We start from the raw sequence: 16,924 nt of genomic DNA on the forward strand, positions 1-16,924 counted from the left end.
TAGACCTCTTGCAAAAGTCTTAAGTCGATCCTTGTACAGCAACATTTTTGAAGATTATCAACTACTAATAAATAATTAACTGAAAGTCCCTCCCATTATTGTTTCTATCGTTTGTTTTCGGATTTATGCAAGAGGTCTATTCACAGTAGGGTTGATTCATGAATCAACCCTACCCTACTTAGGGGGGGGGTTGGGGGAAAATGGGTCTTAGCTTACCCACACCTGGCCCCGACGAAAAACTTTAGTATAATCAAGAACACTGAGTATTTATTAGCTTTTCTGTCTAAGATTGATGTTAAAGGCTGTTCTGTTCGATTTTAATGGGGTGATCATCAATGATGAACCGATCCATCAAGAGTTAATCAATGAAATCTTGATCGGAGAAAATTTACTGCCCCTAGGGTCGGAATTTGCGGAGTTATGTCTGGGAAGAAGCGATCGCGTCTGTTTGCGTAATGTTCTCACCCGTCGCGGTCGTCAAGTGACCGAGGAGTATCTGACCAAGTTAATTAACAAAAAAACCAGTTTATACCGAGAAAGATTAGAAAAATTAGAGAAACTTCCTATTTATGAAGAGATATACTCTTTTTTAAAACGGGTTAAGGCAAGGGATCTACAAATCGGTTTGGTGACGGGAGCAATACGCTCGGAAGTAGAATCGATCTTGCAACAGACGGGCCTTGGGGATTACTTTAGTGTCATTGTCACCGGTGATGAGATCAGCACCAGTAAACCCCAACCGGATGGTTATTTACTGGCCGTAGAAAGATTCAATCGTTGGAATTTTAATCTACAGTTGCAACCCTGGGAATGTCTGGTGATTGAAGATACTTTTGTCGGTTGCGAAGCGGCAAAAAGAGCGGGAATGCAGGTGGTGGGAATCGCTCATACCTATCCCTTCCATTTTATGCAGAGAGTGTCCAACTGGGCGATCGATAATTTCTCCCAACTAGACCTCGATCGCGTGGAGAAAACTTTTAGCCAAATCGGGGAAATAACCGAGCGATCGGGATTTTTAGGCAATCTATGACCATCTAGAGGCGATTCACAAGCTGAAAATCCCTACTTGCAAAAATCGGCAATTCGTGTTATGCTAACGAAAGTGCTAAGAAAATGCGGGTGTAGTTTAGTGGTAAAACCCTAGCCTTCCAAGCTAATGATAGGGGTTCGATTCCCCTCACCCGCTTAGGCTGTTGTGCAGTAAACGTCTAAGGAATTATCGGTAATATCAACGGCGATTCTGACTTAGAGATCGCTATCTTCTAAATATCTCCGCAAGTCTTTGGTACGCTGCTCGGTGACATCTGCCAAACAAAAACCGTAAATCATGGGAGCTATAGAGCCTCCCTCATAGGCGCTTCTTTCAAATTCGCAACTGCTGTCTCTAAACTTAATCCAAGCTTGTTGGGCGGTAATTAATTTTTGTTTGCGAGCAGCTGACAGTTTTGGCAGTAGTTGTCGATAAACTTGATTTAACTTGCGATCGGCGTTTTGATAAGCGATGCTGGCACAAATGTTCATTTGGCTTTGAGTCTGGGGATTGTTACAGTTAGGACGTTGAGCTAGTTGCAAGTTTGTCGCTGCAGATGTGGGACTGGCAATGCCAGGGGTAGCCATCCCGACAGCAAACAAACTTGCTATGCTTAATAAGGTTAGTAAAAACTTGTGCATGGCTACTTACTTTAATGACGGTAAGAAGAAGATAACAGAAATGCGATCGAATCGAGCATAGCTTTTTCATTCTGCTCGATTCGTTGGTTGGCTTGGTTAACTCTATTTCATTATTTCCAAAAAAGAAAATTAGAGGAGTTGATAACTAAAAAACCCAGACGGGAACTCTTTTATAAGCAGGAGTCCCACAGCGAGGATCGATTTTAGCTTTGAATAAAACATTGGTTTCGGGATAGAACATAAAGCCAACACCTTCGCGAATCGGACCGAAAATAAGTTCGATATTCTCTAATTTGCCGGCATCTCCTTGAACGGTGACTCGTTGATGTTCTTGAAAGCCCGCTTTTTTGGCATCTTCGGCGTTCATTAATAAACAATGACGGTGGGGCATTCCCCGATATTTATCGCCCACTTGGTAAACGACGGTATTATGTTGTCCATAACTGCGTCCTGTTCCGAGAATCAGGGCAATTCCGGGGGCATTTTCCGGTTGGTTAAAATCTTGCTTTTGCGGTGCTTTTAAAGTGGGTAAAAGCGTGACAGACATTTGCGCTTTTCCGGTCGATGTTGGAAAATGGGGTTCGGTAAAAATCCGTCCGCTAATGGTAAATTCTGTTTGGGTTTGATCTAATTGCCCGATCTTTTCATAACCCGGAATCGTTTTGGCGATTAACTGACGAATATAGGCGGTATCGTGCAATCTCGACCAATCAATCGGGTTTGTGCCTAAAACCTTGACGGCAATATTTGTTAACAGTTCTACTTCCGAGATGATATCCACATGGGAACCCTGTAGATGACTGCTTCCCCGCTCGTTAAAACGGACAAAATTATTGCCCGATTCGGTGGTTGTCGGGTGAGGATTTTCAAAACGAGCGAATACGGGTAAAATTATCGTATTTTGTCGGGCTAATCCCTGAAAATGTCCTAAATTTGGCTTAGTGGCTACATAAAAAATTGTATCAATTTGTGCCAAGGCTTTTTTGGCTTGATTTAAATCTGGATTTGCTCCATAAAGATTACCTCCCAAACAGAAAAGAGTGTTAATTTTTCCCCCTTCGGCAGCTTCAATTAATGCCCTGGTATCATAACCGCCGGTTATATTTAATGGCTTTCCTAAAAGTTGAGAAAGTGCCTCGGCGATTTCCTGACGTAATTTCACCGTAACGCCCATAGAACCGAAGCCCTGTACATTAGAATGACCTCTGATTGGCATGGTTCCGGCTCCGGTTTTGCCAGCATTACCCGTGAGTAAGGCCGTGTTAGCGATACTGATGATATTATCTACCCCGTTTTCCTGTTGTGTAACCCCCATCGCCCAAGCGAAAACCACTCGCTCTAAATTGCCGAAAAGGGCGGCGGCTGCTTCAATTTCTTCTCGGGACAAACCGCAGGTTTTAGTAATGGTTTCCCATGGTGTTTGTCGGGCATAATCTATAACAGATTGCCAATTTTCTGTATGGGATTCCAGATAATCCCACCGAACTAAATTTTGTTCGATCAAAGATTTTTGTAATCCGACGAATAGGGCGGTGTCGCTACCCGGAATCGGCTGTAGGTAGAGAGTTGAAATATCGGAACCGCCCCGCAATAAAGATTTAATCGGAAAAGCGGGTGAGGAGAATTTGACCAATCCGACTTCAATTTGCGGGTTAATAATAATAATTTTACCGCCGCGATCACGAATTTGAATTAATTCATTCATCAGGCGAGGATGATTAGCCGGAGCGTTAGAACCGATTAACACCACACAATCGGCTTGTTTTAAACTTTCCAGACTGACCATCGAAGTTCCGGTTCCGAAAACCTGTTTTAATCCTACCGTCGAGGCGGCATGACAGAGATCGGAACAATCGGCTAAATTATTACTTCCTAATGCCCGGAAAAACAATTGTAAGAGATAGGCGGCTTCATTAGAAGAACGTCCAGAACTATAGGAGGCAATAGTCTCGGACGGTTGGCGAAAAGCTTGTTCGGCTAATCGATACACTTCTTCCCAACTAATACGTTGATAGTGACTTTCTCCGGCTTTTAAGAGGACGGGATAACTGAAACGACCCAAGCGATCGCATTCTAGGGAGGTTAAGGACTGTAATTGAGCGAGATGATAGGTTTGAAAAAAATCGGTTTTAATACCTGGCATTAATTCGGAAGTAACTGCCTCGACACTTTTGAGACAACGTTGCAGACTTTCCCCCGCTTCGTTGACAAAACCGCCCTTTTGTCCTCCCGTTCCCCAAGCGCAAGCTAAACAGGCACTTTTATGATTTAAGGTTTGCCATAGTTTAATCCCTTGAGGAGAGAGAGTTTTTTCTGCCCAATATTGCAATACGGGAAAACCCCCGCCCGCCTCAATTTTGTTGGATGTTTCTCGTTCGTTCATCGTTTTTTCTCTCGATTTTTTCTCAAATTCATCCGATAGGGAGAGTGTACCCAGTACAGTTGAGTTTATCACCATTTTTTAAAAAGTGCATCAGCAAGGCATAAACGACTGGGCAAGCTACGGCTGGTTATTGACAATACTCTATGATTGTGATTTTATCAGACTAGGGAGAGGTCTATTAAAAATGATAATTCCGATGGATGAAAATGAAGACTTTCAACATTTAGAAGAGATGATCGCCAATCTCCAAGTAAAACAGAAACAGATTCTGAAAGGGATGTTAGATTATCCGATTCAAATCGATTCGGCAATGGGGATACTTTCCGATCCATCTCGGCAATTGGCAACAACTCATAATAATATAACCAGAGTACATAAAATTCTTAAAGAATTGGAAAAACAAGGATTGGTTAGTTTCCATAATCCTCAATATTCTTTGACCGAGTTGGGAAGAAAAATAGTAAGACACCTTAGCAATAAGAGTCCAACCCCAAGACGGGATGCACAGAGAAAGGAAAGACTTAAAAAAAGTTACGATTTTTTAGAACTCCATAAGCAGGGCTTAAGCTATCAGCAAATAGCCGATCAATACGGCATAAGTCGGGAGCGCGTCCGTCAAATTCTTGCCAGTAACCCCGAATTTGAAGCTTATCGGCAAAAACAAAAGGAAAACAATTATCGTTGAACGACCACAAGAAAAGCGAGAAACGAAATTTACAATCTTTCTAACAATTCCTCGCGGGATAAATTCGCCAAAGAAAGAAGTAACCCGGTGCGTTCCGAGATGGGAAGTTGGGCAATCTTTTCTACCAGACTGGATAATTCCGAATCTAGGGGGCCAAAGCGTCCTTCCAGAAGACTGGTTATCAGGGAATACCGTTCTTCTAAACTACCTTGTTCTATCCCTTCTTGCTTTCCTTCTAATTTCCACTCTTCTCGTTGCTTTAGATAAGCTGGTGATAAGTTCATGATGTCCTCCTGTTCTTCGGTACTTAAATTATCTCTCAACTCTAAGTTTTTGCGCCAGTTCGCTAAGATTTCTAATAAATTCTCTCGAAAAGGATTGCGTTCTGGCAGTTCAACTAACTCTTCAACTGCTCGTTTTTGAGTTCCTCCTTTACCTAATACTCTCAACCATAAGGTGTCTTCATTTACTGGTAATTGATGAATGACAATGATGCCCGCTTTGAGAGACTTCGCTAAAAAGTAAACCCCTGTTAACCAATTACTCTCATCGCTGTGAGTCCCGAAATCTTCAATCATTCTAGCTGAAAAGGTGGGCGTTAGAATCCAGAGAACTGGTAGTTCAGCTTCTGTTAGAGTTTTGTTTGACCGTTTCGCTTTTCTCAAGACATCCCCATGAACCGTGTATAACTTTGACAAACAACTGCGAATCTCTACCTCGGTCGGGGGATTGCGGAAAGGTTCAAACAAACAGGAAGTAGCCGCCATTTTTCCAAGTAATCCTAAAGGTAACTCAGTGGGAGGAGGTGAGCTAAATGGTTCAAACCAGACATCGATTTCTTGAACCTCACTTTTTACTTTCTTACTTTTTCTAATCGTCCCTAGAGGTGTTAGTAATTCCTCCAGATATTCCTTAGCAAATTGGTCATGAATTTGGCGAGTCATTCAAATTAATAATCAAGCATAAAAAGGACGGTAATAATCTTATTATATCATTAATTAAAAAGGAATCCAATCGACAAATCGATCCATCCTTCTGCTTCGGTAGTTTCCCAAATCATAATTAATTCTTCGGCTAGTTTTCCCATTGTTGTTGTGGGACGTATCCAAAACAGTCCCCAGATTTGTTGATTTTTTTGCCAATATTCCTCTAAATGTTCAGGCATACTGGTACGATTATCTGTCACTAAGAGTCGTTGAGATAATCCTAAATACTGACTAAGTGATGAACGCGAAAGCAGGGAAAATTGCCAATCCTGAGATTTAGTTTTTTAGCCCCTCACAACTTTACTTAGTTTGCTTAGTGTTATCTGTCCACAAGTTCCATCAGGAGACAATCCATATTTGTTTTGGAACTCTTCAATTGCTTTTGTTAATTCTCTATCAAATTCTTCATTTTCAGTATTTCCTTGATATAGGGATGCTTTGGCAAGCATTTTTTTAAAATCAGATACTCTTAAACTCCGTTGTGTTAGCTGAAATATTGTATTCATTTTTTGAGTTGCTAACTTTTTATCTTCTGGCAAACTATTTAACCATTCTAAATACTTTCTATTCTGATCATCTCTTGTTTTTCTGTGGTCTTCGGTTATTGAGTCTTCCAGTAAATCAACTAGACTCAGTTTATCTCTGATAAGTTCTTGAAGTTTATCTCCCACTGCATTGACTATCTGTTCTTTTTGCTGTTGGAGTTTTAATTCAATATCTCCAACTTTAAATTGATCGATATAAGAAATAGAAGCGGCGGCAAAAGACCCAAAAAACCAAAATATAGACTGTTTTCTTATCTCATTTTCTTTGCATAAGAAAAATGTATAGATAGCCATCATAAACGAAAAAAATGTAAATAAATATCCTATTAGTTCTAGTTTGCTAATATTTTTTTTACTATTGGAATTTTTAGTCATTACATAATTTCCTCAATTATTTTGATCTTAATCAGAAACAGACTTGTTTAGATACTCCTAATCGCTCACTGTCTCCCTTTTTTTCTTTCCGATCCTAAGTAACTTATAACTTGGGAGCATCTCATTTTTATACTTGTCCTAAAACTGGTTTCTAGCAATCTGCGGGCAGCGACCTTCTGGCTTGTATTCCTCTCAGATAAACCAGTAATGAGACCGTTCATCAAAGGGGGAGTTAAACTCATTGAAAAGGTTTCGGCTGAACAATCTTCGCCGTCACTGTCCCCACCGCAAACTGCTCCCTAAGAACAGCGATCACACTTTAAATTCAAAAACACGCCGCCGCCGTACCCGCCAAACCGATCTTCCGGTAATAGTCGGGAAAAGCAGACCCAGTGCTTTTTTATCTATAGAATTTTCTATCGATAAACCATGCCAAAAGGCTCTAATTATTTCCCTCTTATTCACCTATCCCTACTCTATCTCCGATAATCTCAACCAATGAGGCTGTTTTCATAAAATTTAACGATTAGCCGACAACGAATCGCAGAAATATCCAGCGATCGCTAAAGTGCTTAACAAAAGAAATTGTAATCTTATCGATTTTGACCGTGCCACTATCCAAAGGAATAGATTGGATTTCTTGAAAAGACCGATGCGGGGAAATTACCGATCGATCACCCGAACTTTTTCCTTATCGGTAAAGATCGGGCGATTTGCATATTCTTGCTATTCCTAATACATCCGAGAGCGCCCGTCCTGTCGAATTTATCTTTAAACCCTAACTATCCCCGTACAATTATTAGCATATCGATCATAAACCTTGAGATAGGTTGCACGCCATGAGCGAATACCAATATTACGAATTCCAAGCTATCGATCGCCCCCTCACCCAAGAGGAAAGAGCGGCCATCAGCCAACTATCGAGCCGCGTCAAACCGACGGCAACGAGTGCCAGTTTCACCTACCCGGGTAACGTGGAACGTGATCCGAAGGAATCTTTTTAACTGGAAAGACGATCTGTTACGGTACGGCTGTAATGCCTGATTGTGTCCTATAGGTCTAATAAAGTTGTTAAGTATTGCCCTTATCGATCGAGATCGGGTTAGCTTGGAGATAGCAGTGAGCATTCAGCTTTAAACACTTAATAACTGCTAACCTAATCACTGATAAGGGGGTTTTTTCATGGCTTTTAGCCGTTCTAGCGGTATTTTGCTTCATCCCACCAGTCACCCCGGTCGTTACGGGATTGGAGAACTAGGTAGGGAAGCCTATCAATTTATCGATTTTTTGGCTCAAAGTGGTCAAAAACTCTGGCAAATTCTCCCTTTAGGCCCGACAGGGTACGGTAACTCTCCCTACATGAGTTTTAGTGCCATTGCCGGCAATCATCTCCTGATTAGTCTCGATATTCTTCGGGAGAAAAACCTGCTTAGTGAGGCAGATTTAGAGGATATTCCCGATTTTACCCTCGATCAAGTGGATTTTGATAAATTGATCGCTTGGAAAATTCCTCTACTTAGAAAGGCGGCGAGCAATTTTGTCAAGGGTTCTGACACAATTCTTTACAAACAGTTTGCTGGCTTTTGTGCTGGCAATGCCGATTGGTTAGAGGATTACGCCCTATTTATGGCTTTATCCCACGCTTACCAGGGTAAAGCATGGATGGAATGGCCGACAGAAATTCGCGAACGTCATTGGGGTGCGTTGGAAACACCGAAACAGGAGTTACAAGAGGAGATTTTTCTGCACAAATTCCTACAATTTGAGTTTTTTGAGCAGTGGTTAGCCCTAAAACGCTATGCTAACTCCCTCGGTATCGAGATTATCGGTGATATCCCCATTTATGTCTCCCATAATAGCGCCGATGTTTGGGCAAATCCGCAGGTTTTCCGACTAGATCCCCAAACCGGTAATCCCTTGGAAGTGGCGGGGGTTCCCCCGGATTATTTCTCAGAAACGGGGCAATTATGGGGAAATCCTCTCTATAACTGGGATTATCTCAAAAATACGGGCTTTGACTGGTGGGTACGCCGTTTAAAAGCGGTTCTTTCCCTCGTCGATATTATCCGTATCGATCATTTTCGCGGATTAGAGGCCTATTGGGCTGTGGCTTTTGGCCAGGAAAACGCCATTAATGGTCATTGGCTAAAGGCCCCGGGTTATGATCTGTTTAATACTATTGGCGCTCGTTTGGGTAAATTGCCGATTATTGCCGAAGATTTGGGCGATATTGACCAAGCAGTCCTAGATTTTCGCGATCACTTTGCTTTCCCGGGGATGAAGATTCTCCACTTCGCTTTTGGGGGTGATGCGGGTAATCCCTATCTTCCTTTTAATGTCGAACGCAACTGTGTGATTTATACCGGCACTCACGATAATAATACTACTGTGGGCTGGTTTCAGGATAACGCCAATGACTACGAAAAAGCGCGACTATATCAATATCTTGGCGCTCCCAGTGGTCAGGGAGTGGCTTGGGATCTGATTCGACTGGCCTATAGTTCCGTGGCTAATCAGGCGATCGTACCGTTACAGGATGTGTTAGGTTTAGGATCGGATGCGCGGATGAATACCCCTAGTGTCGCAGAAGGGAATTGGTCATGGCGCTATCGTCAGGAAGCTTTAACCGGAGAATATAGCGAGAGATTGCGAGATTTAGTCAATCTTTTTGGCAGAAATCGTTAAATCTCAACCCTTTTGTCGAGACGTTACCCCTAACGTCTCTTTTTGTCTGGTTAATGTGGGTGAGAATTTTTTAGCAATCTTTGCCGGATGCGATCGAGATTTTCTCGACTATTGACAGGTAAATGGGGTAAGGGTAATTCTAAATTGGGCCAATTACTCAAATCATGGCAGGGACAGGATAAACTCGATTGGCCCAGCACTTCAATTGGTACTGGTATAGTACAACGAGCGCAGGGATGAAATTCCCATTGAGGGGAAAGTAAGTCTTGGATGGTTTGTTGAGTACCCTCTAGGTAACAATCGCCACTTTCAGGATCAAGCATTTTTTGCCAACAATCCTCAAACTCCGACGAATAGCGATCAGCATTGAAAATTGGCAGCGGAAATAGCATAGCTTGGTTTTTGGGACAAATAACTTTTTTTCCCAATTGAAACCAATGGGCGAGATATTTTTTAACGGCGGAGGTGTCTGACATATAGTTAGGTGTGGAGGCTGCCCTGATTATTGCTCTTACCATCAATCCTAGCGTTAACTTCCGGTGTCGGACAGGTCTTAGGACGATTGATGATCGAGTTTAATGATTATTTTACTAACTGAGCATCGGGAGCTAGATTAATCCCAATAAACTCACCATTAAAGCTTTTTGGGCGTGCATCCGATTTTCCGCTTGCTCCCAGACTTTTGATTGTACACCCTCGATCGCCCCGTCGGTAATTTCTTCCCCCCGGTGAGCAGGTAAACAATGGAGAATAATCGCGTCTTTGTCAGCGTGACTCATTAGCTGTTCATTGACTTGGTAGGGCTGAAAAACGGGAATTCGGGCATCAGCGAGGCTTTCCTGTCCCATACTCGCCCAGACATCAGTATAGACCACCTGAGAGTCTTTTACTGCGGTAACGGGATCGTCGGTAATTAAGATTTTACTACCGGTTTTCTCGCCAATAGCCTGGGCGCTGGCGACAATTTCCCCATCGGGTTGATAGTTTGCGGGGGAGGCAACTCGCACATTTAACCCCATCAAAGCACCACCCAAGAGGAGAGAATTAGCGACATTATTGCCATCCCCCACATAGGTGAGGTTAATTCCCCGTAAAGTCTCAAAAGTCTCTTGGATAGTCTGTAAATCGGCTAATATCTGGCAGGGATGTTCTAAATCCGTTAAAGCGTTGATAATCGGGATGCGCGAGTAATTGGCAAAAGCTTCTAAATCCTCTTGTTTAAAGGTGCGAACCGCGAGAATATCGAGATAGCGATCGAGTACCCGGGCTGTATCTGCTAAGGGTTCCCCGCGCCCCACTTGGGTTACACTGGGATTAAGATCGATCACCTGTCCCCCTAACTGGTACATGGCGACGGTAAAGGAAACCCGGGTCCTGGTGGAAGCTTTATAAAATAGCAATCCCAAGACTTTTTTACAGCTAGGGTTAAGAGTGCCAGCTTTAAGCTGTGCCGATAGATTGAGTAGGGCGCTGATTTCTTCGCTACTCATGTCGGTTATTCTTAAAACATCTCGTCCTTTTAAAGTGGCTACCATTGGTTTTTCTCTCGATAAACAGGGGTCTTGATTGGGCTTTATGGCAGTTAGCGGTTAGCAAAAATCTTGAGTAAAGACCTTATTATAATCCAGTTTTTTCGCTATTAGGCAATTTTTCCCGAAAATTTTCATTTTGGGGGATGTTAGTCCAGCTAACACCCCCACTTTTTCTGTTATCCGAGGACGAAAAACAAGAAATTGCCCAATTTCTACTTAACTAATTTTGCCCCACACTTAGAACAAAAATTAGACGAGGGGGGATTTTTGTGTCCACAAATACCGCAGATAATTAAAGCTGGGTTAGCCACTTCCGTCACCGAAGAAAGAGGAATTTCTCCACCGCTATCCAACTTATAGTTATCGATTAACTGCAAAATAATTGCATCCTCCCGTTTATATTCTGTACTATCTTTTCCTCCTGTCAACTCCTCGGAACGTTGTTGTAAATATTTGATAAAAGTCCGATACAAGGCTTGTTTTTTCTCCGGAGTGGCCGAATCCTGTAACTTAGCTGTCACCTGACTTTGAATTTTTTCCTTATCTTCGCGACAAGCTTTTACTTCTAACACCTGTACCGCATCTTCCCAACTGGTGGCGATATCGACTTTTTTTAATCCCGTTGCGGTTTTAATTTCATAGCGAATTGTTTTCTCATTAGTGACTCGATTGACTTCTGGAAAAAGCACTTTTAAAGCCCGGGCCGTCACCACCAATTGATAAATACTCGGATCTTCGGGAAAAACATCCCAGAAAGGAGGTTCCTTTTGGATATGCACGGGGATGGGTAAATCGCGATTTTCCCCCATTTGTTGGGCGCGTTTAGCGAGAATAAATTCTCCTTTCCAGTCTTGATAGGATTGCCGCAACTCTCTCATTCCATCGAGACAGCGTAGGGAAAAACCGCCAATTTCCTGCACGAAGACAAGACGATGTTTTTCCACTTCTGCCAAGGGTTTAATATCGTCTTCGTTGGGGATAAATTCCCGCAGTTTCGGAATAATTTTTTGGGCTGCCGGGTTATTGGTATTTCTTCCCCCAATCAGGGCAACATTTTGATTTAATTGGGGCGTAAAACCCGCATCTTTTCCTCGCAAAACCGCAGGGTTAAGCATAATTAGGGGTCGCGATTTTTGGTAGGCAATGCGAAGATTATTGATAATATCGGCATCGTTGTTATAGATTTTTAACAAGCGATCGCAAGCGGCTAATTCCCTCTGAATTCGACTACTAGCGGGGGCATTTTGTAGTAGTTGATTAGCTTGGTTTATGATAACTTGTTGAAAATCTCCTTGACGAATATCGGCAATCTCGGTGATGTCAAATAAACGCATATTTTCATCAGCGCGGCGCGTTTCTTTCCAGAGAGGGCTAGATTGCTTTAAAATCTCTTCTGAGAGGGGTAAACAAAGGTTATCCATACCGGTATCATAGGCATTTTTGCTGCCGACAATCCCGGAGGCAAATTGTTCGATAAAGTCTTGATAAAGACCATTTAATTCTTGTCTGTCAAATAATTTAATCCCATTAATTAACAAAGCATCGGCACTATCGATCTGTTGGTTAGCTTGCAGATTAAATAGGTCGCGACTTTGAATTAATTTCTGACGAAAGCGATTAAAACGGCTTTCTAATTGATTAAGATGTTCCAGTAAACGATTAATAACCTCTACTCCTGCACCTCGGGTTTTTCGTTGAATCTTGGCCATTAAACAGCCTTCTAATCCCGTTAAAGCTTGTTCACAATATTGTTCCATTTTATCTTTTTTCGAGATATGAAGTTTATCTTTCAGATCATTAATTTCTGCTAAGGCTGTATCATATTCTCGTTGACGTTTACTTTCGTTTTGACTCCAAACCTGTTCTTGATCGCGACGGAATTTTTCTGCTATGTCGGTGAAGATTTGTCGTACTAAAACAATAAAACTCTCGGCAAATTTTACCCCACGGTTTCGATCCTCAAGGATATTATAAAACTCCATTTCTAGGGACTTTTTACCCCGTTGAATAATTTCATCCCGGTTGTTATAAATCTTTTTCAGGTAATCGCCGTGCAGCCGTTCATCGGGACTCAATTCTAGTAAATGATTGCGTTTAAATTCCTCGACTCTTGGCGTTAAATAATCATTAATAAATTGCAGAATTTTTCCCTGTTCATTGCCTAAAATATTAACACCCTGTTTGGTACAAGAGAGCCAATTATCTTGATTGATTTCCTGACGAGTTTCGTTAGTCCATTGGGAGATTATGGCAATTAAAGAGCGATCCTTGTCGGCACATAAATCCATAATTAGTTCCCCTTCGCTCAAGCGCATTCTTTTGAGGATATCACCCCTTACTAACTCCAACATTTGAGCGGGTAAAATCACGGAATCATTCAGCCACCAATTAATTAAATCCTTGGCTAAACGTTCCGATAAGGAGGCACGAATTTGGGCAATAGGAATTTCAATAGTTGATAGCCCAAAACTCATAAATTGCTTAGGATAACCGCGCCCCCCTGGGTCAGCTTGTGCCCAAGAACCCTTAATATTATCTCTAATGGAACGCTTATGAGGGGCAAAATCAGAAGTCATATCTAGGAAAATATTTTGGGCGATCATTTCCCGAATTTGACCGAGTTTAAAATCACCTTCGCCGTTTTTTGTCCCCACTAAATAGGTAAAATCAAAGGGTGGTAATTTACTAACCACTTCATCGACTAAACCGCTGCTAAACTGTTGATGATATTCGGTTCTGTAGTCAGAAAAGTAATTTAATTCCATCAGGGCAGCGTAACCATTAGCCAAAACTCGATCGCCGACACTAATCCCCGCAAATGCTTCAGGAGTGGGAACAATTGCCGTACTCAAAGGACTACTTTCCCCTCGCAACCAATTACGAATACAGTAGCCTATATCGATTAACATTCCGCTACCCGTACCACCGTTTAAAGACCCCGTGGTAAAGACATTAATAGCACTATTACTAACTTTAATTCCATAGCGATCAAGCATAAAGTTTTCTTGTCCCTTTACCCGTCTCACCGCGTCCAGAAATTTCCTTTGAATCTCATGATAATTACAAAATAAAGCAAAACGACCACAGGCGCGAATTTGTCCCGCTCCCGCTTCTAGGGAAGTAATATTTCTCTCTAATTCCGGGGGAAACCAACTATTAATCCAGGGATATCTATCCATGTCAGATACCATCTCCTGTACCTGTTTTCCACTCACCCGGGCCCAGTGTTTTTCGTTATCTTTAAAAGCACTGCCAGCAGCTTCAGGATTACTGATTTTATAATCCTTATCCGTGTCAACCACCAAAAAGCTGACAATCGGAAAATTACTCAAACTGCCATAACTTTCCTCGATTAAGCGACGCAATCGCGATAAAATTTCGTTACCCGTGCCACCTATACCCACTAAAACCGTGGGAACCATGCTTTTTTCTTCTACTGCTGCTGGCATAATTACTTAACTCCTAAGGCCATTTCTTGACGGTTGCGGGGGACTTCGTAGGTGAGGAAATCGTAGGCTAATTTAGTGTTAGGAAAAATCGCCCGCGCTTCCTCTAACAGATTGGAAATATCCAGAGAATTACCCGGTAGATAACGGGGACTAAAATGGGTCATTAATAACAATTTTACCCGGGCTGCCAAGGCCACCTGGGCTGCCATCGTCGAAGTGGAGTGAACACTTTCAAAAGCTAACCCGGCATCTTGGTGTGCAAAAGTCGCCTCATGAATTAGCACATCTGCATCCCGTGCCAATTCGATCGATCCTTCACAGAAAATAGTATCGGTACAATAGGCTATTTTACGGCCGATTTCCTTTTCTCCGCAGAGGGACTGACCGCAAATTTTGCTGCCATCGGCGAGGGTGACAGTTTCCCCTTTTTTCAGCTGGCCGTAAATTGGTCCGGGGGGAATACCCAAAGCGTTGGCTTTTTCCACATCAAAACGTCCTGGACGGTCTTTTTCGGCGATGCGATAACCGTGGGCGGGAATACGATGTTTTAATAGCTGACAGGAGACGGTAAATTCTTCATCTTCGTAGAGTATGCCAGGGGAAATGGCATGGACGCGCACCCGATTAGCCAAATTAGTATAGGAATACTTAGCACAAGCGCGCAGATAGTCCCCTAGTCCGGGGGGTCCGTAGATATCAATATCCTGAGCAGAACCAGCTAATCCGATACTGGCTAACAATCCCATTAAACCAAAGATATGATCCCCGTGCATATGGGTGATAAAAATGCGTCGGATTTGGGAACTTTTCAGGTCGCTACGCAGTAACTGGTGTTGAGTTCCTTCTCCACAGTCAAACAGCCATATTTCCGCCCGTTGCGGCAAACGAAGGGCGATACTAGAGACATTGCGGGAACGAGTGGGAACCCCGGAACTGGTTCCTAAAAAAGTAATCTCCACAGGATAGCTGTCAGGATAGAGGATTCTTTTTCTAGTCTAGGCTGTTTTGATCGATTTCTCGATCGAATTGCTGCTTTTCTGTATTTCTTGACTTGGAAACAGAAAATCCCCTGATTTTGACCTAACTCTGCAATAATTACTCGCAGCCAGAAATACATTGGCGCACACACCATATTTTGTGCTTTTTGTCAAAAAAACTTTTTCTTTGCAATAAAACTACACAAAAAAAAGATCATCGTTGCCCGTGAAATTGACTGATTTACCCGTCTTAATTAGGATCACCCTGTAGGTGTGGCAAGGGTTTCAACCATTGCTACCCAAAAAAGCACAGAATAACCCATTATGAAATTCAGTAAAATCGCTGTAACCATTGTAACATCGTTGTTAAATAAAAATCTTTCTCAATTAATTCTTAAGAATTTGTAAATATTGCGAAATGTTAATTTAAATATTCTCAAGTTTTTGGAGTTAATAAATAATTTTTGCTTATCTTTGGCCAACATTGGGTTAGAAGTCAGGAGTCAGTATTCAGGAGTCAGTATTCAGGAGTCAGTATTCAGGAGTCAGTATTCAGGAGATTATTTTTATTTGTTCTTCCCACACCCCACACCCTACACCCCACACCCCACACCCCACATTACTTCCCTAGAACGATCTTTGGGACAAGATTAAGTTTAAAATCTGAAATAGATGATTTTTTTCAGGATCGAGTCAAGTTTATGGCAGATATTGTCGATATTGCGGTCAGTGCCGATAATTTTAAAACTCTAGTGACGGCGGTACAAGCCGCTAATCTTGTGGATGCCCTAAAAAGTCCCGGCCCCTTCACGGTTTTTGCCCCCACCGATGAAGCTTTTGCCAAATTGCCCCCCGGGACGATTACAACCCTAGTGCAGAATATCCCCCAATTAACCCGAATTCTCACCTATCACGTCGTTGCGGGCAAATATATGCAGGAAGATTTGGCGAAATTGGCTGTAGTGACTTCTCTAGAGGGTTCACCGATTCCCATCGATTGTAGCGAAGGTTTTGAGGTGAAAAATGCCACGGTGGTGGCGGGTAATATCGAGGCGGATAATGGTGTAATCCACGTCATCGATACGGTGATTCTAATGGGTTAGTTTTTGACCGGCTTTGGCCCGGGCTGCATCTAGGGCAAATCTGTCTTATTTAGTAACTAAATATACAGATACTTTTGCTTGTTTATGATTTTGATGCTCGACTACCTGTTCAGACCAATAAATATTAACGAAAAAGTAAGGAAATATTAAGGGAGATGAAAAATGGTTAACCAGTTTCTCCCCCTGATTAATTTTCGCCTTAGAATGCCGGTTATAAAGGGATAAACAAGATAATTCCCACTAAGGAGTACGCCAATGAAGACCTTAGAATTTCTCTCGGAACTGAAGGCCGCACCGCAAGGATGGGGATTCTGGATTGATCGTCAGCAGATCGAAGCCAACCACGTCGGTCAATATTCATTTGAGAATGATCGTTTGCCAAAAAGTTTTGTTCATCGAAAATTTGGGTCTGAAACCCCGTCGTTCTACGACGGCTTTACTGTTAAATATTAGAACATTTACGAAATATATGCTAGAATGTGAGACATGGAAAAAGCCTACTCGTTCCGATTTTACCCCACACCCGAACAAGA

At 42.3% G+C, this 16,924-nt stretch carries 17 protein-coding genes and 1 tRNA gene; 9 read left to right on the plus strand and 9 right to left on the minus strand.

Translation table 11 applies throughout. The annotated features are described in order from the left end of the window. The first annotated feature begins 292 nt into the window (after positions 1-292). On the plus strand, positions 293-1,030 hold the full coding sequence (locus IM500_RS12560) for an HAD family hydrolase (RefSeq protein ID WP_287738572.1): 738 nt from the start codon (positions 293-295) through the stop codon (positions 1,028-1,030). 85 nt (positions 1,031-1,115) lie between these two features. Further along, positions 1,116-1,186 (plus strand) — tRNA-Gly (locus tag IM500_RS12565). A gap of 59 nt (positions 1,187-1,245) precedes the next feature. On the opposite strand, the gene IM500_RS12570 is transcribed toward IM500_RS12565, so the two are convergent. Both IM500_RS12570 and IM500_RS12575 read right to left on the minus strand, forming a co-directional pair. Further along, the gene (locus tag IM500_RS12570; protein WP_287738573.1) at positions 1,246-1,671 is read right to left on the minus strand and encodes a lysozyme inhibitor LprI family protein; all 426 of its coding nucleotides are present in this window, start codon (positions 1,669-1,671) and stop codon (positions 1,246-1,248) included. 145 nt (positions 1,672-1,816) lie between these two features. Continuing rightward, a complete protein-coding gene (locus tag IM500_RS12575; RefSeq protein ID WP_287738575.1) occupies positions 1,817-4,054 on the minus strand; it encodes an FdhF/YdeP family oxidoreductase in 2,238 nt (745 codons plus the stop codon). A gap of 184 nt (positions 4,055-4,238) precedes the next feature. Here IM500_RS12575 and IM500_RS12580 point away from each other — a divergent pair, with 184 nt between their 5' ends. Continuing rightward, positions 4,239-4,739 (plus strand): helix-turn-helix domain-containing protein, encoded by a 501-nt coding sequence (locus tag IM500_RS12580; RefSeq protein WP_190721651.1) that lies wholly within the window; start codon positions 4,239-4,241, stop codon positions 4,737-4,739. Between the two features lie 29 nt (positions 4,740-4,768). Here IM500_RS12580 and IM500_RS12585 read toward each other — a convergent pair whose 3' ends face one another. The 3 genes from IM500_RS12585 to IM500_RS12595 all read right to left on the minus strand — a co-directional run bounded on the left by IM500_RS12585 (position 4,769) and on the right by IM500_RS12595 (position 6,645). Further along, positions 4,769-5,683: an RpnC/YadD family protein gene (locus IM500_RS12585; RefSeq protein ID WP_190721653.1), complete on the minus strand. Its 915-nt coding sequence runs from the start codon at positions 5,681-5,683 to the stop codon at positions 4,769-4,771. A 50-nt stretch (positions 5,684-5,733) separates the two neighbouring features. After that, positions 5,734-5,925 carry a hypothetical protein gene (locus IM500_RS12590; RefSeq protein ID WP_190721655.1) on the minus strand — a complete coding sequence of 64 codons (192 nt, stop codon included), beginning with the start codon at positions 5,923-5,925 and terminating at the stop codon, positions 5,734-5,736. Positions 5,926-6,009: 84 nt separating this feature from the next. Continuing rightward, complete coding sequence (locus tag IM500_RS12595; RefSeq protein ID WP_190721657.1) at positions 6,010-6,645, minus strand: peptidoglycan-binding protein; 636 nt, start codon at positions 6,643-6,645, stop codon at positions 6,010-6,012. A gap of 839 nt (positions 6,646-7,484) precedes the next feature. Between IM500_RS12595 and IM500_RS12600 the strand changes: the two genes are divergently transcribed. Next, positions 7,485-7,649 carry a hypothetical protein gene (locus IM500_RS12600; RefSeq protein WP_170915522.1) on the plus strand — a complete coding sequence of 55 codons (165 nt, stop codon included), beginning with the start codon at positions 7,485-7,487 and terminating at the stop codon, positions 7,647-7,649. A 178-nt stretch (positions 7,650-7,827) separates the two neighbouring features. Continuing rightward, positions 7,828-9,330, plus strand: a complete 1,503-nt coding sequence (gene malQ / locus IM500_RS12605; RefSeq protein ID WP_287738578.1) for a 4-alpha-glucanotransferase — start codon at positions 7,828-7,830, stop codon at positions 9,328-9,330. A gap of 50 nt (positions 9,331-9,380) precedes the next feature. Here the strand turns inward: malQ and IM500_RS12610 are convergent, their stop codons facing one another. From IM500_RS12610 to IM500_RS12625, 4 genes are all read right to left on the minus strand, one after another. Next, on the minus strand, positions 9,381-9,806 hold the full coding sequence (locus IM500_RS12610) for a hypothetical protein (RefSeq protein ID WP_002735544.1): 426 nt from the start codon (positions 9,804-9,806) through the stop codon (positions 9,381-9,383). A gap of 132 nt (positions 9,807-9,938) precedes the next feature. Beyond that, positions 9,939-10,865, minus strand: coding sequence for an ornithine carbamoyltransferase (argF, locus tag IM500_RS12615; RefSeq protein ID WP_079209245.1), 927 nt, complete (start codon positions 10,863-10,865; stop codon positions 9,939-9,941). Between the two features lie 209 nt (positions 10,866-11,074). Further along, complete coding sequence (locus IM500_RS12620) at positions 11,075-14,311, minus strand: tubulin-like doman-containing protein (protein ID WP_287738579.1); 3,237 nt, start codon at positions 14,309-14,311, stop codon at positions 11,075-11,077. 2 nt (positions 14,312-14,313) lie between these two features. Next, entirely contained in the window at positions 14,314-15,270 is a 957-nt protein-coding gene (locus IM500_RS12625; RefSeq protein WP_287738580.1) for a ribonuclease Z, read from the minus strand. 429 nt (positions 15,271-15,699) lie between these two features. On the opposite strand from IM500_RS12625, the gene IM500_RS24770 reads away from it, so the two are divergent. From IM500_RS24770 to IM500_RS24490, 4 genes are all read left to right on the plus strand, one after another. After that, complete coding sequence (locus tag IM500_RS24770; RefSeq protein WP_502882358.1) at positions 15,700-15,942, plus strand: hypothetical protein; 243 nt, start codon at positions 15,700-15,702, stop codon at positions 15,940-15,942. A 47-nt stretch (positions 15,943-15,989) separates the two neighbouring features. After that, positions 15,990-16,391: a fasciclin domain-containing protein gene (locus IM500_RS12630; protein ID WP_002803963.1), complete on the plus strand. Its 402-nt coding sequence runs from the start codon at positions 15,990-15,992 to the stop codon at positions 16,389-16,391. Positions 16,392-16,646: 255 nt separating this feature from the next. Further along, entirely contained in the window at positions 16,647-16,844 is a 198-nt protein-coding gene (locus tag IM500_RS12635) for a hypothetical protein (protein WP_147074011.1), read from the plus strand. Positions 16,845-16,877: 33 nt separating this feature from the next. Then, positions 16,878-16,924: helix-turn-helix domain-containing protein (locus IM500_RS24490; protein WP_353737100.1), on the plus strand; the 47-nt coding region annotated here is incomplete at its 3' end.

The organism is Microcystis sp. M179S2 (assembly GCF_020245805.1).
GTDB lineage: Bacteria > Cyanobacteriota > Cyanobacteriia > Cyanobacteriales > Microcystaceae > Microcystis > Microcystis aeruginosa.